The 25,382-nt window shown below is 62.0% G+C and carries 24 protein-coding genes; 12 read left to right on the top strand and 12 right to left on the bottom strand.

Annotated features, from left to right (window positions below):
* Window positions 1–45: 45 nt before the first annotated feature.
* The 9 genes from ABID16_RS18485 to ABID16_RS18445 all read left to right on the top strand — a co-directional run bounded on the left by ABID16_RS18485 (window position 46) and on the right by ABID16_RS18445 (window position 13,947).
* Window positions 46–1,434 carry a dipeptidase gene (locus tag ABID16_RS18485; protein ID WP_354557841.1) on the top strand — a complete coding sequence of 463 codons (1,389 nt, stop codon included), beginning with the start codon at window positions 46–48 and terminating at the stop codon, window positions 1,432–1,434.
* 188 nt (window positions 1,435–1,622) lie between these two features.
* Entirely contained in the window at window positions 1,623–4,013 is a 2,391-nt protein-coding gene (locus ABID16_RS18480; RefSeq protein WP_354557840.1) for a transglycosylase domain-containing protein, read from the top strand.
* 221 nt (window positions 4,014–4,234) lie between these two features.
* Window positions 4,235–6,148, top strand: coding sequence for a molecular chaperone DnaK (dnaK, locus tag ABID16_RS18475; protein WP_354557839.1), 1,914 nt, complete (start codon window positions 4,235–4,237; stop codon window positions 6,146–6,148).
* A 74-nt stretch (window positions 6,149–6,222) separates the two neighbouring features.
* Complete coding sequence (gene dnaJ, locus ABID16_RS18470; protein ID WP_354557838.1) at window positions 6,223–7,362, top strand: molecular chaperone DnaJ; 1,140 nt, start codon at window positions 6,223–6,225, stop codon at window positions 7,360–7,362.
* 150 nt (window positions 7,363–7,512) lie between these two features.
* Window positions 7,513–8,100: a TetR/AcrR family transcriptional regulator gene (locus ABID16_RS18465; protein WP_354557837.1), complete on the top strand. Its 588-nt coding sequence runs from the start codon at window positions 7,513–7,515 to the stop codon at window positions 8,098–8,100.
* A 72-nt stretch (window positions 8,101–8,172) separates the two neighbouring features.
* A complete protein-coding gene (locus tag ABID16_RS18460) occupies window positions 8,173–9,336 on the top strand; it encodes an isovaleryl-CoA dehydrogenase (protein ID WP_354557836.1) in 1,164 nt (387 codons plus the stop codon).
* 18 nt (window positions 9,337–9,354) lie between these two features.
* Complete coding sequence (locus tag ABID16_RS18455; RefSeq protein ID WP_354557835.1) at window positions 9,355–10,953, top strand: carboxyl transferase domain-containing protein; 1,599 nt, start codon at window positions 9,355–9,357, stop codon at window positions 10,951–10,953.
* An 11-nt stretch (window positions 10,954–10,964) separates the two neighbouring features.
* Complete coding sequence (locus tag ABID16_RS18450; RefSeq protein ID WP_354557834.1) at window positions 10,965–13,088, top strand: acetyl/propionyl/methylcrotonyl-CoA carboxylase subunit alpha; 2,124 nt, start codon at window positions 10,965–10,967, stop codon at window positions 13,086–13,088.
* Complete coding sequence (locus tag ABID16_RS18445) at window positions 13,081–13,947, top strand: hydroxymethylglutaryl-CoA lyase (RefSeq protein ID WP_354557833.1); 867 nt, start codon at window positions 13,081–13,083, stop codon at window positions 13,945–13,947. Before ABID16_RS18450 ends, ABID16_RS18445 begins: the two co-directional genes overlap by 8 nt.
* 17 nt (window positions 13,948–13,964) lie before the next feature.
* Here the strand turns inward: ABID16_RS18445 and ABID16_RS18440 are convergent, their stop codons facing one another.
* The 6 genes from ABID16_RS18440 to ABID16_RS18415 all read right to left on the bottom strand — a co-directional run bounded on the left by ABID16_RS18440 (window position 13,965) and on the right by ABID16_RS18415 (window position 18,284).
* Complete coding sequence (locus ABID16_RS18440; RefSeq protein ID WP_354557832.1) at window positions 13,965–14,465, bottom strand: ribonuclease toxin HepT-like protein; 501 nt, start codon at window positions 14,463–14,465, stop codon at window positions 13,965–13,967.
* Entirely contained in the window at window positions 14,452–14,772 is a 321-nt protein-coding gene (locus ABID16_RS18435) for a nucleotidyltransferase domain-containing protein (RefSeq protein WP_354557831.1), read from the bottom strand. The genes ABID16_RS18440 and ABID16_RS18435 overlap by 14 nt, the downstream gene beginning before the upstream one ends.
* 191 nt (window positions 14,773–14,963) lie before the next feature.
* Window positions 14,964–16,373, bottom strand: a complete 1,410-nt coding sequence (gene leuC, locus ABID16_RS18430) for a 3-isopropylmalate dehydratase large subunit (RefSeq protein WP_354557830.1) — start codon at window positions 16,371–16,373, stop codon at window positions 14,964–14,966.
* 70 nt (window positions 16,374–16,443) lie between these two features.
* Window positions 16,444–16,566 (bottom strand): hypothetical protein, encoded by a 123-nt coding sequence (locus ABID16_RS18425; protein ID WP_269065458.1) that lies wholly within the window; start codon window positions 16,564–16,566, stop codon window positions 16,444–16,446.
* 47 nt (window positions 16,567–16,613) lie between these two features.
* Window positions 16,614–17,438 (bottom strand): amino acid ABC transporter permease, encoded by an 825-nt coding sequence (locus tag ABID16_RS18420; protein ID WP_354557829.1) that lies wholly within the window; start codon window positions 17,436–17,438, stop codon window positions 16,614–16,616.
* A gap of 45 nt (window positions 17,439–17,483) precedes the next feature.
* Complete coding sequence (locus ABID16_RS18415; protein ID WP_354557828.1) at window positions 17,484–18,284, bottom strand: transporter substrate-binding domain-containing protein; 801 nt, start codon at window positions 18,282–18,284, stop codon at window positions 17,484–17,486.
* 183 nt (window positions 18,285–18,467) lie between these two features.
* Here ABID16_RS18415 and ABID16_RS18410 point away from each other — a divergent pair, with 183 nt between their 5' ends.
* A complete protein-coding gene (locus ABID16_RS18410) occupies window positions 18,468–18,974 on the top strand; it encodes a nuclear transport factor 2 family protein (RefSeq protein ID WP_354557827.1) in 507 nt (168 codons plus the stop codon).
* A gap of 12 nt (window positions 18,975–18,986) precedes the next feature.
* Here the strand turns inward: ABID16_RS18410 and ABID16_RS18405 are convergent, their stop codons facing one another.
* Window positions 18,987–20,006 carry a glycosyl transferase family 90 gene (locus tag ABID16_RS18405; protein ID WP_354557826.1) on the bottom strand — a complete coding sequence of 340 codons (1,020 nt, stop codon included), beginning with the start codon at window positions 20,004–20,006 and terminating at the stop codon, window positions 18,987–18,989.
* A 97-nt stretch (window positions 20,007–20,103) separates the two neighbouring features.
* On the bottom strand, window positions 20,104–20,634 hold the full coding sequence (rplS, locus tag ABID16_RS18400; RefSeq protein WP_354557825.1) for a 50S ribosomal protein L19: 531 nt from the start codon (window positions 20,632–20,634) through the stop codon (window positions 20,104–20,106).
* A 330-nt stretch (window positions 20,635–20,964) separates the two neighbouring features.
* Between rplS and ABID16_RS18395 the strand changes: the two genes are divergently transcribed.
* Window positions 20,965–22,410, top strand: coding sequence for an NCS1 family nucleobase:cation symporter-1 (locus ABID16_RS18395; protein WP_354557824.1), 1,446 nt, complete (start codon window positions 20,965–20,967; stop codon window positions 22,408–22,410).
* Between the two features lie 82 nt (window positions 22,411–22,492).
* Window positions 22,493–23,239, top strand: coding sequence for a sulfite exporter TauE/SafE family protein (locus ABID16_RS18390; RefSeq protein WP_354557823.1), 747 nt, complete (start codon window positions 22,493–22,495; stop codon window positions 23,237–23,239).
* Here ABID16_RS18390 and trmD read toward each other — a convergent pair.
* The 4 genes from trmD to ABID16_RS18370 form a co-directional block, all read right to left on the bottom strand.
* On the bottom strand, window positions 23,221–23,907 hold the full coding sequence (gene trmD, locus ABID16_RS18385) for a tRNA (guanosine(37)-N1)-methyltransferase TrmD (protein WP_354557822.1): 687 nt from the start codon (window positions 23,905–23,907) through the stop codon (window positions 23,221–23,223). The genes ABID16_RS18390 and trmD overlap by 19 nt on opposite strands.
* A complete protein-coding gene (gene rimM, locus ABID16_RS18380) occupies window positions 23,904–24,518 on the bottom strand; it encodes a ribosome maturation factor RimM (RefSeq protein ID WP_354557821.1) in 615 nt (204 codons plus the stop codon). Before rimM ends, trmD begins: the two co-directional genes overlap by 4 nt.
* Window positions 24,519–24,590: 72 nt before the next feature.
* The gene (rpsP, locus tag ABID16_RS18375) at window positions 24,591–24,947 is read right to left on the bottom strand and encodes a 30S ribosomal protein S16 (protein ID WP_354557820.1); all 357 of its coding nucleotides are present in this window, start codon (window positions 24,945–24,947) and stop codon (window positions 24,591–24,593) included.
* A gap of 127 nt (window positions 24,948–25,074) precedes the next feature.
* The gene (locus ABID16_RS18370) at window positions 25,075–25,380 is read right to left on the bottom strand and encodes a chorismate mutase (protein ID WP_354557819.1); all 306 of its coding nucleotides are present in this window, start codon (window positions 25,378–25,380) and stop codon (window positions 25,075–25,077) included.
* Window positions 25,381–25,382: the final 2 nt, after the last annotated feature.

Below are 25,382 nucleotides of genomic sequence, written 5' to 3'. Positions count from 1 at the left end.
ATGGTCGCGCCGAACCTCCCGCCCAACAACTTCGGATATCCTCTCATGGCCCCAATCGACAACGTGCTGTCCCGCGCGGATGAAAACCTGCCCGCAAGCCTGGAGCGGCTTTTCGAACTTGTGCGCATCAAATCGATCTCGACTGACCCGGCATTCAAGGCAGACTGCCGCAAGGCAGCGGAATATCTGGTGACCGTTCTGACCGGTCTTGGTTTCGAGGCGTCCGTGCGAGACACGTCCGGTCACCCGATGGTCGTGGCGCATCACGAAGGCGAAAAAGCCGACAGCCCGCATGTGCTCTTCTACGGCCACTACGACGTCCAGCCGGTCGATCCGATCGAGCTTTGGGAGACCGATCCGTTCGAGCCGTCGATCAAGGAAGACGAAAAGGGCCGCAAGATCATCACCGGCCGCGGCACCTCGGACGACAAGGGCCAGCTCTTGACCTTCGTCGAGGCCGTTCGCGCCTACAAGGACGTGAAGGGCGCGCTTCCGGTTCGCGTGACCATCCTGTTTGAAGGCGAGGAAGAGTCCGGTTCGCCGTCGCTGAAGCCCTTCCTTGAAGCCAACAAGGCTGAGCTGAAGGCCGACTTCGCGCTCGTCTGCGATACGTCCATGTGGGACGCGGAGACGCCGGCGATCTCGGCCGGCCTGCGTGGTCTCGTCGGCGAGGAAATCGTCGTCAAGGCTGCGAGCCGCGACCTGCATTCGGGCTATTACGGCGGCGCTGCCGCCAACCCGATCCACATTCTCTCGAACATTCTTGATGGTCTTCATGACGAGACCGGCGCGGTGACGCTGCCCGGTTTCTACGACGGCGTCGAAGAAACGCCTGCCGACATCAAGGCGAAGTGGGAAGAACTGGGCCGCACCGGCGAGGATTTCCTCGGCTCGATCGGCCTTTCCATCCCCTCCGGCGAGAAGGGGCGCTCGATCCTGGAACTGACCTGGGCGCGGCCGACGGCCGAGGTCAACGGCATTATCGGCGGCTATACCGGCGGTGGCTTCAAGACGGTGATCGCGGCGCAGGCCTCTGCCAAGATTTCCTTCCGCCTCGTCGGCAAGCAGGACCCGGCAAAAATCCGCGAAAGCTTCCGTGCTTACGTCAAGTCGCGCATTCCGGCTGATTGCTCGGTGGAGTTCCATGAGCATGGCGGTTCGCCCGCCATCCAGCTGCCTTACGATTCGCCGCTTCTCAACAAGGCGCGCGAGGCTCTGTCGCAGGAATGGCCGAAGCCGGCGCTGATGATCGGCATGGGCGGGTCGATCCCGATCGTCGGCGATTTCCAGTCCATGCTCGGCATGCAGTCGCTTCTCGCCGGTTTTGCGCTGGCGGATGACCGCATCCATTCGCCGAACGAGAAGTACAATCTGGAATCCTACCGCAAGGGCATCCGTTCCTGGATTCGCATCATGGCTGCGCTGGCAGCCTGACCCCTTCGAAATTTGTGGGTTTGGGATAGGGCTGGCGTCGCGCCGGCCCTTTTCTCTTCCGATTGCTGCTGCATGCCGGAATGTTTAACGCCCCCTTAAACCGCCACATTTAAAGTTCACGGCGACACAGGCTCTTGGGGTTTTGACCCTGGTGGCCCAAGAAGCCCTCAAGGACAAAACCCGGCGGAATGGCAAGACACGACGACAGTGACAGGCGCATCGAGCCCTCGTTCGATGGTGGATTGAACGCGAGCGAAAGCGATCGCGTCGGCGGCCCGTCGCGTGGTTCGCGTGACAATTCGCGGGGAGGTTCGCGCGGCGGCGGGTCACGGCGCGAAACCAAGTCGTCGTCCAAGCGCTCGCGCAAGCGATCGGGCGGCGGCTTCTTCGGGATGATCCGCTCGCTGATTTACTGGGGTATCGTTCTCGCCATCTGGGGTGCGATCGGCATTGGCGGGCTTTTCCTCTATTTCGGCGCGCGCATGCCCAATGCCACGTCATGGGCGATCCCCGACCGGCCGCCGAACATCAAGATTGTCGCCGCCGATGGATCTATCATCGCCAATCGTGGTTCTACCGGCGGCGAGGCGCTGAGCCTCGACAGCATGTCGCCCTATCTGCCGCAGGCGGTGATCTCGATCGAGGACCGGCGCTTCTACTATCATTTCGGCTTCGACCCGATCGGTCTTGCCCGCGCTGTCGTCACCAACCTCGTCAGCGGTCATACGGTGCAGGGCGGGTCGACACTGACACAGCAGCTGGCCAAGAACCTCTTCCTGACGCCCGAGCGCACCATGGAACGCAAGTTCCAGGAAGTGCTGCTCGCCATCTGGCTTGAGCACAAGTTCACCAAGGACGAGATCCTCGCCATGTATCTCAATCGCGTCTATTTCGGCGCGAATGCCTATGGCGTGGAGGCGGCGGCGCGCCGCTACTACAACAAGTCCGCGCGTGATCTGGACCTGATGGAAGCCGCGACGATCGCGGGTCTGCTCAAGGCACCGTCCCGGCTTTCGCCGGCCAAGGACCCCGCAGCTGCCAAGGCGCGCGCCGAAGTCGTGCTCGGCGCGATGCGGGATGCGGGTTATATCAACGAAAAGCAGGTGCAGAGCGCGCTGGCGCAGACACCCGATCCGGCCCGCCCCTATCTGTCAAGCGCCGGCCAGTATGTCGCCGACATGGTCATGGACAAGCTGCACGACATGGTGGGCGACGTGAAGGAAGACCTGATCGTCGACACGACCATCGACCCCGCGCTCGAGACGGAAGCCGGCGACGTCATCCGCAATGCCATCACCAAGGAAGGCAAGCGGCTGAATGTCAGCCAGGGTGCGCTGGTGGCAATCGACGGCACCGGCGCGATACGGGCGCTGGTTGGCGGCAAGGACTATGCCGAGAGCCAGTATGACCGCGCCTACAAGGCACTGCGCCAGCCCGGCTCGGCCTTCAAGCCCTTCGTCTATTCTGCCGCGCTGGAGCAGGGGGCCACCCCGGATTCTGTTCGCAACGATGCGCCGGTGCGGATCGGCGACTGGACGCCGGAAAACTACGAGAAGAAGTATAACGGCCCCGTCACGCTCTCCTATGCGCTGGCGCATTCGCTGAACACGATTGCCGCCCAGCTCGTGATGGAAGCAGGCCCGCAACAGGTGATCAAGGTTGCGCACCGCATGGGGATTGAGGCCGATCTGCAGCCGAACGCTTCGATTGCGCTCGGCACTTCGGAAGTGACGTTGATGGACCTGACGGCCTCCTACGCGCCCTTCATGAATGGCGGCTACAAGGCAACGCCACATGTCGTGCGGCGCATCACGACAGCCAAGGGCAAGGTGCTTTACGAAAACACTTACGACGCGCCGCCTCGCGTGCTGGAACCGAATATCGTGGCCATGATGAACGGCATGCTCATGCGCGTCGTCAACGAAGGCACGGGCAAGGCCGCAAGGCTTTCCGGCTGGCAGGTGGCCGGCAAGACGGGAACCACACAGTCATCGCGCGATGCGCTGTTTGTCGGCTTTACCTCCGATATGACCACAGGCGTCTGGTTCGGCAATGACGACGGCACGCCAATGAAGAAGGTGACGGGTGGCGGTCTTCCCGCCGAAAGCTGGCATCAGTTCATGGTGATGGCCGAGAAGGGCAAGACGCCGGGTCCGCTCTTTGGCATGTCCGGTGGGCCGGTCGTGGCATCGCAACCGCCAAGGAACGCACCGATGGCGGCGCGTGACGTGCCGGAACATGGCCGGACGCTGACGGATATCATCTCGGATTTCCTCAACGGAACCCCGTCGAAGCCTGAGCGCCGCGTGCCGGCTCCCGCTCAAACCCAGCCTGCAACCCCGCCATCACCGGTCGCCAATACGCCGCCTGCGCCGGTGCCGCCGGCCCCCGTCGACAGAAGCCAGGCCAATGTGCGCCCGCGTCCGGACGGGTCGGTGCTGGAAGGTCCCGTTCCGCCCGGCGATATACCCGGCAGTACGCTGGAAGGACCCGTTCCGCCTGGTGATGTCGGAGCGCAGAATACACGTCCGCAGGGCGGGCGCCAGAAGACGCTGCTCGACATCATCAACGGCAACTGACGCGGGGCTTTGCGCGCGCCACCCCTGCGCAAGGCTCGCATGCAAAATCACCGCAAATCTCTTGGTTTGCAGGGCAAATCCGCCTTGCAGAGCGAAAAATCGCTCCTTATATACCCCGCATCGCCGCAGTTTAGGCTGCGATAGACAAGTGTAATCCCGTTAGGGGCTGCCAAGGAATGCCTGACCGGGTCCCGGCAGCTTGCTTCAAGGAGAGAATGAACATGGCTAAAGTAATTGGTATCGACCTTGGAACCACCAACTCCTGCGTTTCCGTCATGGATGGCAAGGACGCCCGGGTCATCGAAAATGCCGAAGGTGCGCGTACGACGCCTTCGATGGTCGCTTTCAGCGACGATGGTGAGCGCCTCGTCGGCCAGCCGGCCAAGCGCCAGGCCGTCACCAACCCGGAAAACACGCTTTTCGCCGTCAAGCGCCTCATCGGCCGCCGTTTCGACGACAAGCTGGTTGAGAAGGACAAGGGTCTCGTTCCCTACCAGATCGTTCGCGGCGGCAATGGCGACGCCTGGGTGAAGGCTGGCGGCACGGATTATTCTCCGTCGCAGATTTCCGCCATGGTTCTCCAGAAGATGAAGGAAACGGCGGAAGCCTATCTCGGCGAAAAGGTCGAAAAGGCCGTCATCACCGTTCCGGCCTACTTCAACGACGCCCAGCGCCAGGCCACCAAGGATGCCGGCAAGATCGCCGGTCTTGAAGTTCTCCGCATCATCAACGAGCCGACTGCGGCCGCACTCGCCTATGGCCTCGACAAGCGCGAAGGCAAGACGATTGCCGTTTACGACCTTGGCGGCGGTACGTTCGATATCTCGGTTCTGGAAATCGGCGACGGCGTCTTCGAAGTGAAGTCGACCAACGGCGACACCTTCCTCGGCGGTGAAGACTTCGACATGCGTCTCGTCGAATATCTTGCCGACGAGTTCAAGAAGGACAACGGCATCGACCTGAAGAAGGACAAGCTCGCTCTGCAGCGTCTCAAGGAAGCTGCCGAAAAGGCCAAGATCGAACTGTCGTCCTCGCAGCAGACCGAAATCAACCTGCCGTTCATCACGGCGGATGCTTCCGGCCCGAAGCACCTGACGCTGAAGCTGACGCGCGCCAAGTTCGAAGCGCTTGTCGACGATCTCGTCCAGCGCACCGTCGCACCGTGCAAGGCAGCCCTCAAGGATGCCGGTGTGACGGCAGCCGAGATCGACGAAGTCGTTCTCGTCGGCGGCATGAGCCGCATGCCGAAGGTGCAGGAAGTCGTCAAGCAGCTGTTCGGCAAGGAGCCGCACAAGGGCGTCAACCCGGATGAAGTGGTTGCCATGGGCGCCGCCATCCAGGCCGGTGTTCTGCAGGGCGACGTCAAGGACGTTCTGCTCCTCGACGTAACCCCGCTGTCGCTCGGCATCGAAACGCTCGGTGGCGTCTTCACCCGTCTGATCGACCGCAACACGACGATCCCGACGAAGAAGAGCCAGACCTTCTCGACGGCCGAAGACAACCAGAACGCCGTGACCATCCGCGTGTCGCAGGGCGAGCGCGAAATGGCGGCTGACAACAAGCTGCTCGGCCAGTTCGACCTCGTCGGCATTCCGCCGGCACCGCGCGGCGTGCCGCAGATCGAAGTCACGTTCGACATCGACGCCAACGGCATCGTGCAGGTTTCGGCCAAGGACAAGGGCACCGGCAAGGAGCACCAGATCCGCATCCAGGCTTCGGGCGGTCTGTCCGACGCCGAGATCGAGAAGATGGTCAAGGACGCCGAGGCCAATGCCGACGCCGACAAGAAGCGCCGCGAAACCGTGGAGGCCAAGAACCAGGCCGAAAGCCTGATTCACTCCTCGGAAAAGTCGCTCAAGGACTATGGTGACAAGGTCACCGAGGCCGATCGCACCGCGATTGCGGATGCCATCGCCAGCCTGAAGGAAGCCGTCGAAAAGGCAGAGCCGGATCTGGCTGAACTGCAGGCCCGCACGCAGACGCTCATGGAAGTCTCCATGAAGCTCGGACAGGCCATGTATGAACAGAGCCAGGCTGCCGAAGCCGGCGCTCACGGCGCTTCGGCCGACGACAAGGTTGTCGACGCCGAATATGAAGAAGTCGACGACGACAAGAACAAGAAAAAGTCGGCCTGATGCCAAACCGGCCGGATCGGGTCTGATAAGGACCTGATCCCGGCCGGACACTCGGGAAGCGGAGCTGACTGACGATGGCAAAGGCGGATTTTTACGAATTGCTCGGCGTCTCCAAGACGGCCGACGAAAAGGAGCTGAAAAGCGCCTTTCGCAAGATGGCGATGAAATATCATCCGGACAAGAATCCGGATGACACGGAAGCCGAGAAGAAGTTCAAGGAAATCAACGAGGCCTATGAAACGCTCAAGGACCCGCAGAAGCGGGCGGCCTATGATCGTTTCGGCCATGCGGCCTTCGAACAGGGCGGCATGGGCGGCGGCGGTCCCTTCGGGGGTGGTGGCCAGGGCTTCGGCCAAGGCGGCTTCTCGGACATCTTCGAGGATATCTTTGGCGAAATGATGGGTGGCGGTCGTGGTCGTCGCCCCTCCGGCGGTCGCGAACGCGGTGCCGACCTTCGCTACAACATGGAGATTTCGCTCGAGGAAGCTTACTCCGGCAAGACGGCGCAGATTCGTGTTCCGACCACGATCTCCTGCGACGTCTGCAGCGGTTCGGGCGCCAAGCCCGGTACCAAGCCGACGACGTGTCCGACCTGTCAGGGTGCGGGGCGCGTGCGCGCCGCTCAAGGCTTCTTCTCGATCGAACGAACCTGCCCGACCTGCCAGGGTCGCGGCCAGACGATCGCCGATCCTTGCACCAAGTGCCATGGACATGGCCGGATTCAGGAAGAGCGGTCGCTTTCGGTCAATATTCCGGCGGGCATCGAGGACGGCACGCGTATTCGCCTGACAGGCGAGGGCGAGGCCGGGCTTCGTGGCGGACCGGCGGGCGATCTCTATATCTTCATGTCGGTGAAGCCGCATCAGTTCTTCCAGCGGGAAGGCGCGGATCTTTACTGCTCCGTGCCTGTCTCGATGACGACGGCAGCACTCGGCGGCAAGTTTGACGTGACGACGCTCGATGGCACGAAATCGCGGGTGACGATCCCGGAAGGCACGCAGACCGGCAAGCAATTCCGCCTCAAGGGGAAGGGCATGCCGATCATGCGGTCCAACCAGACCGGCGATCTCTACATCCAGATCATGATCGAAACGCCGCAGAAACTCACCAAGCGCCAGCGCGAGTTGCTGCAGGAATTCGACCAGATCTCGTCGAAAGAAAACAACCCGGAATCCTCGGGCTTCTTCGCCCGGATGAAGGAATTCTTCGAATAAGAGCCGGCTTGATCGGCTGAGTGATCCAAACCGCCGGGTGATGCGCCCGGCGGTTTTTTGCTTTTCGGACCTGGCGCACGTCCCGGTCTTGACTCGGGACCCAACTCGCGCCATTAATTTAACGAATGTTCATTTATTTCGGGAGGGGTGATGGCGCGGCAGGCGGGTGCGAATGGCGAGACGACGGCGCGGGCGATCAGGCAGGAGAGCCTGAAGCTCTTTGCGCGCCATGGCTATGATGCCGTCTCCATGCGCCAGATCGCGTCTGCCGTCGGCGTGCAGGCGAGCGCGCTTTATCAGTATTTCCCGACCAAGCAGCAGATCCTCGTGACGCTCATGACGGAGCATATGGAGGAACTGCTGGCGGCCTATGCGGAGGAACGGCGGGATGGCGAGACGCCGCGTGCGGCGCTGACGCGCTTTGCCCGCTTCCATATCCGCCACCATATCAGCCGGGCCGATGCCGTCTTCATCTCCTATATGGAGCTGCGTGCGCTCGAGCCTGAGGGTTTTGCGGCCGTTGAAGCGCTGCGCAAGCTTTATGAAAACGAACTGAAATCCATCCTCGCCAAAGGGGCCGAGGCAGGCGAATTCCGGCTTGAGGAGCCGCATGTCGCCGCCATGGCGATCCTTGCCATGCTGACCGGCGTCAACACCTGGTATCGCACCGGCGGGCGGCTTAGCCGCGAGAAGATCGAGGATATCTACGAAGACATGGTGCTGAAAAGCGTGATTTGAAACCGGAATTTCTGATGTCGCCATCGCAGACCCGACATGGTCCAGCGCGACATGGTTCAAAGGGAGGAAGACATGTTCCATCATACGATGCGGTTTGGACTGGGCGAAGAAATCGATGCGTTGCAGGATGTGGCGCATCGCTGGGCGCAGGAGAAGCTGAAGCCCCGCGCTGCCGAGATCGACCGTACAAACGCTTTTCCCAACGAACTCTGGCCGGAAATGGGCGCGCTCGGCTTTCTCGGTGTCACCGTGCCGGAGGAGTTCGGCGGCGTCGACATGGGCTATCTGGCGCACACGATCGTGGTCGAGGAGATCGCCCGCGCCTCTGCTTCAGTGTCTCTTTCCTACGGCGCGCATTCCAATCTCTGCGTCAACCAGATCAAGCTCAACGGTAATGCCGAGCAGAAGCGCAAATATCTGCCGAAGCTCGTCTCGGGTGAGCATATAGGCGCGCTCGCCATGTCGGAGACAAGCGCCGGCTCCGACGTCATCTCGATGAAGCTGCGCGCGGACAAGCGCAACGACCGCTATGTGCTCAACGGCTCGAAATACTGGATCACCAACGGCCCGGATGCCGACACACTGGTCGTTTACGCCAAGACGGACCCGGAGGCTGGCTCCAAGGGCGTGACGGCCTTTATCATCGAAAAGACGATGAAGGGTTTTTCCACCTCGCCACATTTCGACAAGCTCGGCATGCGCGGTTCCAATACGGGCGAACTGATCTTCGACAATGTCGAAGTTCCGTTCGAGAATGTGCTGGGTGAAGAGGGCAAGGGCGCGCGCGTGCTGATGTCAGGCCTCGACTTCGAGCGCGTGGTGCTGTCGGGCATCGGGCTCGGCATCATGGCAGCCTGCCTGGACGAGGTCATGCCATATATGGTCGAGCGCAAGCAGTTCGGCCAGTCGATCGGCGATTTCCAGCTCATGCAGGGCAAGATCGCCGACATGTACACGGCGATGAACTCCGCCCGCGCCTATGTCTATGCCGCAGCCTCCGCCTGCGATCGCGGCCAGATCACCCGGCAGGATGCCGCTGCCTGCGTGCTTTATGCGTCCGAGGTTGCCATGCAAGTGTCGCATCAGGCGGTGCAGGCCATGGGCGGGGCGGGCTTCCTCAATGACAGCGCTGTGAGCCGCATCTTCCGTGACGCGAAGCTGATGGAAATCGGCGCCGGCACATCGGAAATCCGCCGCATGCTCATCGGCCGCGAGCTGATGAGCGCAATGCGCTGAGGCTTTGAGGAGCGAGATATGACGATTATCGGTTCGCCGCTTCCCCCCGAGGCTGAGACAAATCGTGCCGCGATGCAGGTTCATCGGGCGGCCATCGAGGCTGAAGCCCGGCGCATCATGGCCGGTGGGCCGCAGGCGGCGCGGGATCGCCATGTCAAGCGCGGCAAGCTTGTGCCGCGCGACCGCGTTGCCGGGCTCATCGATCCCGGCTCGGCCTTTCTGGAAATCGGTCTCTTTGCCGCGAGCGGTGTTTATGACGACGATATCCCGTCCGCCGGCGTGATTGCCGGTATCGGGCAGATCATGGGCCGCGATTGCATGATCGTCTGCAATGATGCCACTGTGAAAGGTGGGACTTACTATCCGCTGACGGTGAAGAAGCATCTGCGCGCGCAGGAAATCGCCAGTGAAAACCGGCTGCCCTGCCTCTATCTGGTGGACTCGGGCGGCGCGAACCTGCCGAACCAGGACGAGGTTTTTCCGGATAAGGATCATTTCGGCCGCATCTTCTACAATCAGGCGCGCATGAGTGCGGCCGGGATCGCACAGATCGCTGTCGTCATGGGCTCGTGCACGGCGGGCGGCGCCTATGTGCCGGCCATGTGCGACCAGACCATCATCGTGAAGGAGCAAGGCACCATCTTCCTTGCCGGCCCGCCGCTGGTGAAAGAGGCGACGGGTGAGGTGATCGATGCGGAAACGCTCGGTGGCGGTGACACGCATACGCGGCTTTCCGGCGTCGCCGACTATCTCGCCGACAATGACGACCACGCGCTGGCGCTTGCCCGCCAGATCGTCAAGCATCTCGGCCCCGCGCTAGCTCCGAATATCGCGGTCCTGCCCGCGCGCGCGCCGCTCCATCCGGCCTCCGACATTCCCGCTCTCGTGCCGGCGGATGCGAAGACGCCTTATGATGTGCGCGAGGTGATCGCCCGCATCGTCGATGGCTCCGATTTCGATGAGTTCAAGCCGCGCTACGGCACGACGCTTGTCACAGGCTTTGCGCATATCGATGGCGTGCCGGTGGGCATCATCGCCAATAATGGTGTGCTCTTTTCCGAAAGCTCGCAGAAGGGCGCGCATTTCATCGAACTGTGCTGCCAGCGAAAGATCCCGCTGCTCTTCCTGCAGAACATCACCGGCTTCATGGTCGGTTCGAAATATGAGGCCGGTGGCATTGCCAAGGACGGGGCGAAGCTGGTGACGGCGGTTGCCACCGCCGCCGTGCCGAAGGTCACCGTCATCATCGGCGGCTCCTACGGGGCCGGCAATTACGGAATGTGCGGCCGGGCTTACAGTCCGCGCTTCCTCTGGATGTGGCCGAATGCGCGCATTTCCGTCATGGGCGGTCCGCAGGCGGCCGGGGTTCTGGCGAGTGTTCGCCGCGCCGGCATCGAGGCCAAGGGCGGCAGCTGGTCTGTCGAAGAAGAGGCCGCGTTCAAGCGCCCGACGCTGGAACAGTTCGAGCGGCAGTCCGCGCCGCTCTATGCCTCCGCCCGGCTCTGGGACGACGGGATCATCGATCCCGAAAAGACACGCGACGTCGTGGCGCTGTCGCTGCGCGCAGCGCTCAATGCGCCGGTTGAAGATACCAAATTCGGCCTGTTCAGGATGTGAGGAGAATACCTGTGTTTTCGAAGATCCTGATTGCCAATCGCGGCGAAATTGCTTGCCGCATCATCCGTACCGCCAGACGCCTCGGCGTCCGCACCGTTGCCGTCTATTCCGATGCGGATGCCGAGGCGCAGCATCGCAAGCTCGCCGACGAGGCCGTGCATATCGGCCCGTCGCCAGCGCGGGAAAGTTATTTATCCGGCGAAAAGATTATTGCCGCAGCGCTGGCAACCGGCGCTGAAGCGATCCATCCGGGCTACGGGTTCCTGTCGGAAAACCCGGACTTCGTCGGCGCGGTCGAGAAGGCCGGCCTTGTCTTCATCGGCCCGTCGGCGGGTTCCATCCGCGCCATGGGCCTGAAGGATGCCGCCAAGCGGCTGATGGAAAAGGCTGGCGTTCCTGTCGTTCCGGGTTATCACGGCGACAATCAGGATGTGGGTTTTCTGGCCGTTGAGGCGGACAGGATCGGCTATCCGGTGCTCATCAAGGCGTCTGCCGGCGGTGGCGGCAAGGGGATGCGGCGCGTCGAGCGGACAGAAGATTTCGCCGCCGCGCTGGAAAGCTGCCGGCGCGAGGCCAAGTCGTCCTTCGGCGACGACAAGGTGCTGATCGAGAAATACATATCCTCGCCGCGCCATATCGAGGTGCAGGTCTTTGGCGACAGCCAAGGCAACACCGTTCATCTGTTCGAACGCGATTGCTCGCTGCAACGTCGCCACCAGAAGGTGATCGAGGAAGCGCCCGCACCCGGCATGAGCGAGGCTGTGCGTGCGGCGATGACGGGTGCGGCCGTCAAGGCGGCGCAGGCGGTGAATTACAAGGGGGCAGGCACGATCGAGTTCATCGCCGATGGTTCGGACTCGCTCCGGCCGGACGGCTTCTGGTTCATGGAAATGAACACGCGGCTTCAGGTCGAACATCCGGTGACGGAGGCGATCACCGGCTTCGATCTGGTCGAGTGGCAATTGCGTGTCGCGGCCGGTGAGGCCTTGCCTGTGACACAGGAGCAGATCCATATCCATGGCCATGCCGTCGAGGCGCGGCTTTATGCGGAAGACCCGGCCGGTGGCTTCCTGCCACAGGCGGGCCGCATCGATCATCTGGCTTTTGGCGCGGGCGAGGGTATCCGCATCGATGGCGGCGTGATCGGTGGCGATACCGTTTCGCCCTTCTACGATCCGATGATCGCCAAGGTGATTGCCCATGGCGCAACGCGCGATGCAGCGCTGGATCGGCTGGGTTCCGCACTCGGCGGCACGCATATCGCGGGGCTTGCGACGAACCGCGATTTTCTGCGGGCGCTTTCCGTGGACGCCACATTCCGCGCCGGGCGCATGGATACGGGGCTGATCGAGCGCGACCTGGACGCGCTTTTGCGTAAGCCGGAGATTTCGGAAGAGGTTCTGTTGGTCGCAGCGCTGGCGGCACTGGAGATTGATCCGCAAGCCTCCCATGCCGAATTCCGGCATTGGGGCGAGGCATCGCGGCGTGTCGTGCTGCTGGCGGATGGCGAGTCGATCGAGCGGCGCGTCGTGTTCGACGAGGCGGGGTATCGGCTGATTGGTGGCGCTGCGGAGGCGAGGATTTCGGGCGTTTCGGTTGGGGTACCCCCCTCTGCCCTGCCGGGCATCTCCCCCTCAAGGGGGGAGATTGGCAGAGAGACGGCCTCGTTCACCCACTCTCCCCCCTTGAGGGGGAGATGTCGCGAAGCGACAGAGGGGGGTGCCACAACCACCGGCCTCACCATCGCCGCCCGCACAGAACAGAACGGCACGTCCGCACATCTGACTGCCCGCGTGGTCATCACACCCACACGCGTCGGCAAGTCCGTGTCCGTCCTCCTCGCCGGCGAGACCTTTGTCTTCCTTCATCCCGATCCGCTTTCGGGCGCGGATGCGGCGCATGGCGGGTCGGGCGATATTCTTGCGCCGATGACCGGGGTCGTTCGTCTCGTCGAGGTCAAGGCAGGCGATGCGGTGAAGGCAGGCGACCGGTTGCTGGTCATGGAGGCGATGAAGATGGAGCATACGCTGAAAGCGCCGCGTGACGCGGTGGTGGATGCGGTGCTGGTGGCCGAGGGCGGGCAGGCGGAGGGCGGGTCGGTTCTCGTCAAGCTGAAGGACGCCGCCGATGGCTGAGTTCGTCACCATTTACGAAGTCGGCCCGCGCGATGGCTTGCAGAACGAGAAGGAAATCGTGCCGACGGCCGACAAGATCGCTCTGATCGATCTGCTGTCCGAAGCCGGATTCGCCAAGATCGAGGTGACGAGCTTCGTGTCGCCGAAATGGGTGCCGCAAATGGCGGATGCGGCGGAGGTGATGGCGGGCATCCGGCGGCGGCCGGGCGTGACCTATGGCGTGCTGACGCCGAACATGAAGGGCTTCGAGGCCGCGCTGGCGGCCGGCGCGGATGAGGTGGCGATTTTCGCCTCCGCTTCCGAGACCTTCAGCCAGAAGAACATCAATTGTTCGATCGAAGAGAGCTTTGCGCGCTTTGCGCCAGTTCTGGAGGCAGCGCTTGCGGCGGGCGTCCCGGTGCGCGGCTATGTTTCCTGCGTGGTTGCCTGCCCCTATGAGGGGGCGATTGCGCCTGCGGCGGTGCGCGCCGTGGCGGAGCGGCTGATGGATGCGGGCTGCCATGAGGTGTCGCTCGGCGATACGATCGGCGCAGGCGCGCCGGAGACGATTGCGGCGATGCTTGAGGCGGTGTTTCAGGCGGTTCCGGCGGAGCGTCTGGCCGGGCATTATCATGACACGGGCAACCGGGCGCTCGCCAATGTCGAGGCGAGTCTGGAGCTTGGTTTGCGGACCTTTGATAGTGCCGTTGGCGGGCTTGGCGGGTGTCCCTATGCGCCCGGCGCGAAGGGCAATGTGGCGACGGGCGCGCTGGTCGATCTCTTGCAGGCCAGGGGCTTCGAGACCGGGATCGACCGGGCGAAACTGGCGGTGGCCGAGGCGTTCATGATGGGGCGGATTGCGCGGCTTTCTGCGGGGTGATGGAAACACCCGATCTGTCAGTTTTGCCCGCGCGGATTGCCGTCCTTGCTCATGGCTTTTTCCAATTGGGTAACGGCATCGATAAATGCGGGGAGGGCGAATCTGATGCGCTCGAGGTTTGCCACAATTCTGTCCGGCTTCAGGTCGAAGCCGTATCTGTGGCGCACGAGGTGACGAAATCCCTTGATTTCCAAGAGAGCGTCGTAGAGTTCGCTGCTCAGCAAAGCTGGTCGCGTCCCTGCGATCTCCGATGCCATCTGATCGAGAATGTCCTGATGCGCTGAGCTACCCGTTGGGACATAGTCATCAATGTCCTTTGCGATACTGAGTAGAATATCCTCAATTCCGTTGTAAACATTGTGAATCCCGGATGATATGGCCGCCACGGCTCCCCAATCGCCTTGCAGCAGTTCCGCCGAATGGGCCTCGTAATAGTGCTCCATCTGGGACAATTCACGCATCGTTCGTGCAATTCTCGGCGAGAGCTTTGCAAATTCCGGCAGGCTAAACGATGTCATGCAGCAACTCCCGGAGGCGGTCTTCGGTGAGGTCGTCTTCGAAAACTAGATCGTAGGGAATTTCGCAAGCGCGCATCTGATCGGCGACCAGCCGCTCGATTGACCGGCGACGGTGGAGATCGCTGGGGCCGCGGACCAAAAGATCCACATCCGAATGCGCACGAAAATCGCCCTTCGCCAATGATCCGATGACGGTGATCTCAAAGCCGTCCTTGCCGGCGTCATCCAGAATGCGCGCAACGGCTGCCGAGGCCCGTTCGAAGCGGGTCTCCCGTCTTCTCGCCGTCAATCCCTGCATTCTGTTCATTTGCCGCTCCGCGCTCTCGTGTCGAGATTACAACACGCAGCGGAAAGCCGGCAAGTTTTCCCGTCGCGCCGTTGTCGATTTCGAGAACCAAGCTTCGCAAGGAAGGACGAGAGTTAAGATAACCGCGTTCCACCCAACAAAAAAGGCGCCCGCCGAAGCGGACGCCCTTCAAATCTTGCGTCAGCCGTAACTTACTTGAAATCGCGGATGTCGACGAAGTGGCCGGCGATTGCCGCAGCGGCTGCCATGGCGGGGGAGACGAGGTGTGTCCGGCCCTTGAAGCCCTGGCGGCCTTCGAAGTTGCGGTTCGAGGTCGAGGCGCAGCGTTCGCCCGGCTTCAGGCGGTCGTCGTTCATGGCGAGGCACATGGAGCAGCCCGGCTCGCGCCAGTCGAAGCCGGCTTCCTTGAAGATCTTGTCGAGGCCTTCGGCTTCGGCCTGTTCCTTCACGAGGCCGGAGCCCGGAACGATCATGGCGTTGACGGTGCCCGCAACCTTCTTGCCTTCGACGACCTTGGCGACAGCGCGCAGGTCTTCGATGCGGCCGTTGGTGCAGGAGCCAATGAAGACGCGGTCGATGGCGATATCCGTGATCTTCGTGCCCGGCTTCAGGCCCATATAGTCGAGCGCGCGCCACTTGGAGGTGCGTTTGTTTTCGTCATGGATGTCGTCCGGGTTCGGAACGGTGCCTTCGACGGAAACGACGTCTTCCGGCGAGGAACCCCAGGAGACGATCGGCGGCAGGGCGGCGGCGTCGAGCACGACGACCTTGTCGTAATGCGCGCCTTCGTCCGTGTTGAGCGTCTTCCAGTATTCAAGGGCCTTTTCCAACGCTTCGCCCTTCGGCGCGCGCGGCTTGCCCTTGATGTATTCGAAGGTCTTTTCGTCGGGGGCGATGAGGCCGGCGCGGGCGCCGCCTTCGATCGTCATGTTGCAGACCGTCATGCGGCCTTCCATGGAGAGCGCGCGGATCGCTTCGCCGGCGAATTCGATGACGTGGCCGGTGCCACCGGCCGTCCCGATTTCGCCGATGATGGCGAGCACGATATCCTTGGCGGTGACGCCTTCCGGCAGCTTGCCGTCCACGCGCACCAGCATGTTCTTGGCCTTCTTCTGGATCAGCGTCTGCGTCGCCAGAACATGTTCCACTTCCGACGTGCCGATGCCATGCGCCAGCGCGCCGAAAGCGCCATGCGTGGACGTGTGGCTGTCGCCGCAGACGATCGTCATGCCCGGCAGCGTGAAGCCCTGTTCGGGACCGACGATGTGAACGATGCCCTGGCGCTTGTCGTTCTCGGAATAGTACTCGACGTTGAAGTCGGCGGCGTTCCTGGCGAGCGCCTCGACCTGGATGCGGCTTTCCTCGTTCTTGATGCCGAGATGGCGGTCCGGCGAGGTGGGGACGTTATGGTCGACGACGGCCAGCGTCTTTTCCGGCGCGTGGACCTTGCGACCGGCCATGCGCAGGCCTTCGAACGCCTGCGGGCTCGTCACTTCATGGACGAGGTGGCGATCGATGTAGAGGAGACAGGTGCCGTCATCGGCCTGGCTGACCAGATGATCGTCCCAGATCTTGTCATAGAGGGTACGCGGTGCGCTCATGATGTTTCATCCCGAAGCTTGGAAAATTTTGGATTGACTGCAAGGTCGGCCCTTGTCGAGCCGCGACGGATCACGATAGGCGGGTGTTGAGCGCGCCGGAGATGGCTGCAAAAAAGCGGGCAGGAAGACGCTTCCTGTCCTGGAGCACGAAGACATGCTCGAAAATGCCGCTTTTTGCCGTCGGTATGGTCATGGGCGCGTCATATCAATTTTCGTGTGCCTCGGCAATCTTCTTGATCTTCATCGCATCTGGTTGCGGCGTAGCCGCTTTTCAAGGCGACGCAGCCCGAGCGACAGGCCGACGGTGAGGATCAGATAGACATAGGCGACAATCGAATAGGTCTCGAAAAAGCGAAAGGAGCCCGAGGCGTAGACCTTGCCAAGCTGGGTGATGTCCTGCACGCCGAGAACGGAGACGAGCGAGGAGTCCTTGACCATTGCCACGAAATCGTTGCCGAGCGGCGGCAGGATGACGCGGATCGCCTGCGGCAGAACGACAAGGCGGAAGCGCTGGAAGCGGGAGAGGCCGAGCGATTTCGCCGCTTCGATCTGACCCTTGTCGACCGACTGGATGCCGGCGCGGAAAACCTCGCTGATGAAGGCGGAATAGCCGATGGTGAGCGCCAGGATCGCCCGCCACATGAGCGAAATGTCGCGCACCAGGAGCGGCTCCATGACGCCGGCCTTGATGAGCGGCGTGGCGAGAAAATTGATCGCTTCGGTGAGCGCCGGTGCGCCGACAAAGGCGATGTAGAAGAGAAGGACGAGGATCGGAACGCCGCGGATGATCTCGGTGTAGAAGCGCGCCGTCTGCTGCGCGAAGGTCGAGCCGGACAGCCCCATCAAGGCAATGCCGAGGCCGAGCGCCGAGGCCAGCACGAAGGCCGTCAGCGTGACGCCGATCGTGACCCAGAGGCCGTGAATGACCGTTTCGAAGACCTGCACATAGAGGTCGTTCACGGCAATGGCGATCGCGATTGCAACCGCGATTACCGCGAAAACGGCGAGCCACCAGGGAAACCCTTGCGCCTCGCCGTCAGAGCTGTTTTGAGCCTGGAGGTTCATTGTGGCTTGAACATCCGGATCAGGAGCCTGACTTCGTCATGGGTCTTACTGACCCATCTTGTAGTCGAGGAACCATTTCTTGTTCAGCGCGTCGAGCGTGCCGTCGGCCTTGAGCGCCGCAATTGCTGCATTGATCGGCTTCACGAGGTCGGAGCCCCTGGGGAAGATGAAGCCGAAATCCTCGGTGCCGAGCGGGCCGCCGACGAGCTTCAACCCGCCATTGGAGGCGTCCACATAGCCCTTGCCAGCCGTGCCGTCGGTCAGAACCGTGTCGACGTCGCCGGCCTTGAGGGCCTGAACGGTGGCGCCGAAGGTCTCGAAGAGCTTGATGCGCGGGTTCTTCTCGTCACCGTCGAGAACGCTGTAGACGGCGGTGTAGAAGGGCGTCGTGCCGGGCTGTGCGCCGACCAGCAGGTTCTTGTCGGCGCCGAAGCTCTTGGCGTCGGTGAAGCGCTTTTCGTCGCCACGCACCAGCATGAACTGTTCGGAGCGCATGTAGGGATCTGAGAAATCGACCTTTTCCTTGCGCTCGTCCTTGATGGTGATGCCGGTCATGCCGATGTCGTACTGCTTGTCGGAGACCGACTGGATCATCGCGTCCCAGCTGGTGTTCTGGTACTCGACCTTGAAGTTGAGGCGCTTGGCGATCTCGTTCATCGCGTCGTATTCCCAGCCGATCTGCTTGCCGGACTTGGGGTCGACGAACTGCAGCGGCGGGTAGGCGTTTTCCGTCACGACGACGACCTTGCGACCCTTCAGGTCCGGCAGGGGGTCGGCTGCATGTGCTGCAAGCGGCGCTGCGGCGGCAAGGGCGGCGAGCGCGAGCAGTGCGCGTCTGGAAATCATGGGTGTCTCCTGTCTTTTGTGGCGGGCCACACTGTCACAGAATGTTCAGGAATTGCAAGGAGAAGGCCGTTTCCAATAGTTCCCTTCGGGTGCCTATGTGCGGCTGAAGTGCCTTCTTTCGCATCCGCGCGGGAAGGCCTATTTCCTGACTTGATCAAATCCAGACCCCGGAAAGGAAACATCATGAACGTGAAAAACGGCGTGGCCGCTCTCACCCTTGGCCTGGTGGCCACATTCGGCGGCGTTGCAGGCGCATTTGCGCAGGAAGCCGTGGTTGAGGCGAAGGACAAGGAGGCGCTCTTCACCTCCAGGGATCCGGCGCTCAACGCCAACAAGCAGGTCGTCTATCACATCGTGAAGGATCTGCTGGAGGCCGGCCAGTGGGGCCAAGCCGACAAGTATCTGACAGAACGCTATCTGCAGCATAACCCGAATGTGCCCTCCGGCCGCGCCACCGTCGTCGATTTCTTCACCAAGGTCCTGAAGGTCGAGCCGAAGCCGGTGCCGGAGAAGATGGCGACGCCCGTTGTTTTCGTGAATGCGGAAGGCGATCTGGTGACGGTGGCGACGGTCCGCACCGAGAAGGACCCACAGGACGCATCCAAGACCTATACCACGACGTGGTACGACACCTGGCGCATCGTGGGCGGCAAGGCCGACGAACATTGGGACGCTGCCGTCAAGCAGTGATCCCGCGCGCGTTCACGCCGTCAGGAGCATGCGGGGCTCGGACTCGGTCCTGCTGAAGAAGCCTTCGGTGAAAGCCGATGGCGGCAGCTGGCCGGTTGCCTCGAAATATTTCTGCAGGACGAGAAGCGAGGTGAGCTTCTCGTTCCTGCGTTCAAGGAACATGCCGATATGCCGGTTGGCGTTTGCGACGATCTCGCGGGCGCGCTTCGGATCGGCTTCCAGCGCCTCGATCTTTTCTTCCAGGTCGGAAAAGTCGTCGCGCACCTCGACATAATGATGATCGGGGATCAGCCGGCCTTCCATGAACCAGGTCTCATAGCGCGGCCGCGGCATGATGCAGACGCTGTTCGAGGCCATCACCCATTTCAGGTTCGTGGCAACGTCGCAGCCTTCCACCGAGACGATGTAGCGGTATTGAAACTGCTGGACCGGCGACAGCACGTCCTTCGGCGGCACTTCCGTGAAGTTCCGGCTGACATGGCCGACATCGCAGAACGGGCTGTTTGCGTGGCCCGAGACGAGGGCGGCACGCAGCGGATTGTTCATGCTGCCACGCCAGACTGCCTTTGGTGCTTTCTTCGAAAACGGGATGGGATCGTCGAACAGCCGGAAATGGCGGAACTTGTCGAGTTTGAGCAGAACCGAATTGGCGTTGTCGCCATCGATCGGTCGGCTTTTCAGCACGCTCGGCGCGGGCGGGACATGCGTGATATCGCCGAACAGGTAGTCGATCTTCAGATGCGCGGGAAAGAAGCGCAGATGTTCGCCAAGATCGAGAAAATAGCGGCTTCTGGAGCGATCGACAGCATCGATACGGGTGGAGGGACGCGGCAGGCCGCCCGGTATCAGGCCATTATAGTAGTTGACACGCTCGAGGATGGCCGGCAGCGCGCCCGTATCCTCAAGTTCGCGGAAAACCGCGTCCTGATCAAAGCGAAAGAGTGAGCGCGGCATCAGCTCACGCACGACGCCGGTCGTGTAGTAGTTCAGCCGCCTCACGGCAGCGACAACTTCTTCCGATATCCCACGCATCAGCGGTCGCTGTCCCCGGTCTGGCCCTGATTCCGCAAAAAAGAAGGCCGCCGGATCATACCGGCGGCCTTCCTCAAAATGCAACAGCCGAAGTGGCTTATTCAGCGGCAGCTTCTGCAGCGGCCTTTTCAGCAGCGGCCTTTTCGGCGGCTTCTGCAGCAGCCTTTTCAGCGGCCAAAGCCTGGGCAGCAGCGACCTTCTCGGCCTCGATGCGTGCCTTTTCGTCGGCGATCGCCTGGCGCTCGGTGTCGTTCAGCTTGCGGGCGCGCGTGCCGGTGTTTTCAACGATACGGGCCGACTTGCCGCGCAGGTCGCGCAGGTAATAGAGCTTGGCGCGACGGACCTTACCGCGGCGAACGACTTCAACGCCTTCGACCAGCGGGGAGTAAACCGGGAATACGCGCTCGACGCCTTCGCCGTAGGAAATCTTGCGAACCGTGAAGCTCTCGTTGAGGCCAGCACCCTTGCGGGCGATGCAGACGCCTTCATAGGCCTGGATACGGGTACGGTTGCCTTCGACGACGCGGACGTTGACGCGGACGGTGTCGCCCGGCGAAAATTCGGGAAGCGTGCGCTTGGCGGCGATCTTGGCGGCCTGTTCGGCCTCAAGCTGTTCGATGATGTTCATTGTCTTCAACCTTCTGTTCTTCTGAAACAGCCAGAGCGCTCACATCATCCCTTGGCATAAGCCTTGTGAATGCGCCTCAGCGAGGCGGTAGCGGGTTCGCCAGTTCTTTATTGGTAACGGTTGCGGCTTGAGACATAGGCCCAGCCCATCAGTTCCGGGCGGGCGTATACACCAGCGCGCCGGCTTTGTCACCCCCTTCTATGCTGTGACTTAAAGGTAAGGCAAGCCTTGCATTTCGTCAAAAAGAGGAATCAATTCGCATTTGCCTAAAATTTAGGCCAAACATCCAGGTCGCCGGGGGAGGGCGGCCTTCTGTCAAAGGGGAGTATCATGTCTGTCACCAATCCGTCACCCTCGCTTTACAACGAGGATCTGGCGCCTGCCGAAACGCGCAACTGGGGCGCATTTTCCATCTTCAACGTCTGGACCTCGGACGTTCACAGCCTCTGGGGCTATTATCTGGCCGCCAGTCTCTTCCTGCTTTGCGGCAGTTTCATCAATTTCGTGATCGCGATCGGCATCGGTTCTCTCGTCATCTTCGTGCTGATGAGCCTGGTCGGCAATGCCGGCGTGAAGACCGGCGTGCCTTTCCCGGTCCTGGCGCGGGCCTCCTTCGGCACGTTCGGGGCGAACCTGCCGGCGCTGGTGCGGGCCATCGTCGCCTGCTTCTGGTATGGCGCCCAGACGTCCGCCGCGTCCGGCGCGATCGTCGCGCTGCTCATCCGCAATGAAAGCCTGCTGCATTTCCACCAGTCGAGCCACATGCTCGGTCATTCGACGCTGGAAGTGATCTGCTATGTCATCATCTGGGCGCTGCAGCTGCTCATCATCCAGCGCGGCATGGAGACGGTGCGCAAGTTCCAGGACTGGGCCGGACCTGCGGTCTGGATCATGATGCTGCTTCTGGCGATCTATCTGATCATCAAGGCCGGCACGTTCTCCTTCGGTGGCAATATTCCGCAGGATGTTCTGCTGACTGCCACCAAGGATGCGGGTGTTTCCGGTGCGCCGGGCTCGGTCGCAGCACTTGCCGCCGTGGCTGCGACCTGGATCACCTATTTCGCAGCGCTTTACCTGAACTTCTGCGACTTCTCACGGTTTGCGCCCGACCAGGCGACGCTGCGCAAGGGTAATCTCTGGGGCCTGCCGGTCAACCTGCTCGCCTTCTGCCTTGTCGCCGGCGTCACCACGACGGCCGCCTATACCGTCTATGGCGAAGTGCTGCTGCATCCCGATGCGATCTCGGCCAAATTCGACAGCTGGTTCCTGGCAGCCCTTGCGGCTCTCACCTTCGCGGTGGCCACACTCGGCATCAACGTGGTGGCGAACTTCGTTTCGCCGGCCTTCGACTTCGCCAATGTCTTCCCGCGCCAGATCAACTTCAAGCGTGGCGGCTACATCGCGGCCTTCATCGCGCTCGTGCTTTATCCGTTCGCGCCATGGGAAACGGGGGCGGCCCATTTCGTCAACTTCATCGGTTCGACCATGGGCCCGGTCTTCGGCATCATGATGGTGGACTACTATCTCATCCGGAAGGGCGAGGTGGATGTCGAGGCGCTCTATCACGAGAACGGCGAATTCCGCTTCGAGGGTGGCTGGAACGTCAACGCGCTGATCGCCTTTGTCGTCGGGGCCATCTTCTCCTCGATCCTGCCGACCTTCACCACCGTGCTGCCCGCTTGGTGGGGAACCTATGGCTGGTTCTTCGGCGTGGCGGTTGGTGGCCTGAGCTACATGGCGCTCGTCGCGATGCGGCCGCGCCAGCGCCTGGCCTGATGCAAAAGGCCCTGCTTGGCAAAGGGCCAACCAACATGCTAGCCCCCGGAAAGACATCCGGGGGCGAGGCATGGGGGGAAACATGACGATCCTGTCTGCACTTCTGCTCTTCGTTGCGGGGCTTCTTTCCGGCGCGATCAATGCTGTTGCCGGTGGCGGCACGTTTCTCACCTTCGGTGCGATGACGCTTTTCGGTGTGCCGCCCATTGCAGCGAATGCGACCTCGTCTATCGTGCAGTTTCCCGGTTACATCACCTCGGCGCTCGCCTATCGCCGCGAAATCGCCAGCGAGTGGAAGCCGATCCTCGTGCTCTCGGCGATTTCGCTTGTAGGATCGCTCGGCGGGGCGCTGCTTCTGTTGTCGCTCGACAATCCGTCCTTCAAGCGGCTGGTGCCGTGGCTGCTGCTGGCCGCCACCCTGCTCTTTGCCGCCGGGCCGAAGCTCAGGCCAAAGGTTGAGACGGAGCATCCGCCGAACTCGCCGACCGGCATCGTCACACAATTCATCGTGTCGATCTATGGCGGCTTCTTCGGCGCCGGTATGGGCATCATGATGCTCGCCTCGCTGGGGCTGGCGACCGGCGGCGACTATCACAGGCTCAACGCCATCAAGAATTTCCTCGCGATCGTGATCGCGGCCATCGCCATTGTCGTTTTTACAGCAGGCGGAGCGATCTCGTGGCTGCATGCCATCATCATGCTGCCGGGCGCAGGGCTCGGCGGCTATATGGGCGTGTGGCTTGCCAAGCGGGTGCCGCAGACGTGGATGCGCTATGCGGTGATTGCCGTCGGACTGTTTCTCGCGGCGTATTACTTCTTCAAAGCGTGAACGAGGTCTGGCCGGCGTTCGGTGGTGAGCTTCAGCGCCTGCTCATGCCGCCACTTCTCGATTTTCGCGTGATTGCCGGACGTCAAAACCTCCGGGATCTCGCGGCCTTCGAAGACCGGCGGGCGGGTGTAGTGCGGGTGTTCGAGAAGCCCGCTTTCGAAGCTTTCGTGCACGCCCGATTGCTCGTTGCCCATGACGCCGGGCAGGACGCGGATGACGGCGTCGAGCAGGATCATCGCGGCAGGCTCGCCGCCGGAGAGGATGTAATCGCCGATGGAGACTTCCTCGAGATTGCGAGCGTCGATCACGCGCTGGTCCACGCCTTCGAAGCGGCCGCAGACGATGACCGCGCCGGGGCCGTCTGCCAGTTCGCGGACGCGCTTCTGGGTGAGCGGTCGCCCCCGCGGGCTCATGAGAAGGCGGGGGCGGTCGTCGTCGCCCACCGAATCGATCGCCTTGGCGAGAATATCCGCGCGCAACACCATGCCGGCTCCGCCGCCCGATGGCGTGTCATCGACCGAGCGATGCCTGTCGGTGGCGAAGTCGCGGATCTGGACGGGCTCGATGGCCCAAGCGCCGCGCTCCAGCGCCTTTCCGGAGAGCGACTGACCGAGAAAGCCCGGAAACATTTCCGGGTAAAGCGTGAGGATGGTGGCGCGGAAGGTCACTTTTCCGCGTCTCCGCCGTTCTTCGGGCCGTTGCCCTTGTTCGGCGGGCTGCGCTTGCGGCTGCCGGGTCCGTTTTCGCCTTCGCCATTGTCGCCGTCGTCGATGAGACCGGCGGCAATCGGATCGACCAGAATTCGGCCCTCTTCAAGGTCAATTTCCAGCACGGCGGCTTCCGAGAAGGGGATGAGCAGCGGGCGCTTGGCCGGGGCCTTCAGCTCCAGCAGGTCGCCCGCGCCGAAATCGAAAATGCCGGTGACGATGCCGTAGCTCTTGCCCGTCGCGTCAAACGCTTCCAGCCCTTCGAGATCGGCATAGAAGAACTCATCGTCCTCCAGCAGGTCTGCAGGCAGGTTGTCGCGCTCGATGAAGAGATCGAGACCCTTGATTGCCTCGGCCGCATTGCGGTCGTTGACGCCCTTGAAGCGGACGACGGCCATGTCCTTCATCTCGCGAATGTCGAGAATTTCAAACACCCGCCCGTCGGCCGCATGCAGGTTGCCGTAATCGCCGAGCGCCGTCGGCTCGGTCGTATAGGTCTTGGCGCGCACCTCGCCACGCAGGCCTTGCGCGGCACCAATGGTCGCCATGAGAACGGGGTTCTTGAGGGCCATGAGCCACCTCCGGATATGAAAACGGGCGGCCCAGTGAAGCCGCCCGTCGGATCAAGGTCAAGTCGCTGGAAATTATTCCGCAGCAGCGGCTTCAGCGGCCTTGGCTTCGCGTTCCTTGGCGCGCTCGACGGCCTTCTTGCCCGGCTTTGCCTTTTCCGGGTTGTTGCGGGCTTCGCGCTTGGCAAGGCCGGCATCGTTCAGGAAGCGCAGGACGCGGTCGGTCGGCTGTGCGCCGTTGTCGAGCCAATGCTGGATGCGCTCGTTGTTCAGAACGATGCGGCCTTCTGCGTCCTTGGCGATCATCGGGTTCCACGAACCGACCTTCTCCAGGAAGCGGCCATCGCGCGGCGAACGGGCGTCAGCGATGACGATCTGGTAATACGGACGCTTCTTGGAGCCACCGCGGGCGAGACGAATCTTCAGTGCCATTTCATTTCTCCTTCAGGCATTGATGTGCCGCTTTTGGCGGCGATTTCGTGACATGTCGTTTGCAGCGGGATGCTGCGTATTCTCTTCTCTGCGCATCGGATTTTTCAGACCGATGCGGCATTAGCCTTCACTTGCCGTTATGTTCGGCGGCGATGGCTTCATGATGCCGGATGACTTCCTTGATGATGAAGTTCAAGAACTTCTCAGCGAAATCCGGGTCCAGATTGGCCTCCTTCGCCAGTCGGCGAAGACGTTCGATCTGGTATTCCTCGCGCGCCGGATCAGACGGCGGCAATTCATGCGTGGCCTTCAAGACGCCGACTTCCTTGGTGCAGCGGAAGCGCTCGGCGAGCATGTGGACGAGAGCTGCGTCGATATTGTCGATCGACTGGCGATAGCCGGCGAGCCTGGTCTTGATTTCGGGATCGATCACGA

The sequence above is a fragment of the Limnomicrobium aquaticum genome, from assembly GCF_040545545.1.
GTDB classification, from domain to species: domain Bacteria; phylum Pseudomonadota; class Alphaproteobacteria; order Rhizobiales; family Rhizobiaceae; genus Ensifer_A; species Ensifer_A aquaticum.
The sequence above is the reverse complement of the archived record's forward strand: the minus strand, read 5'-3'. Positions and strand labels throughout refer to the sequence as shown.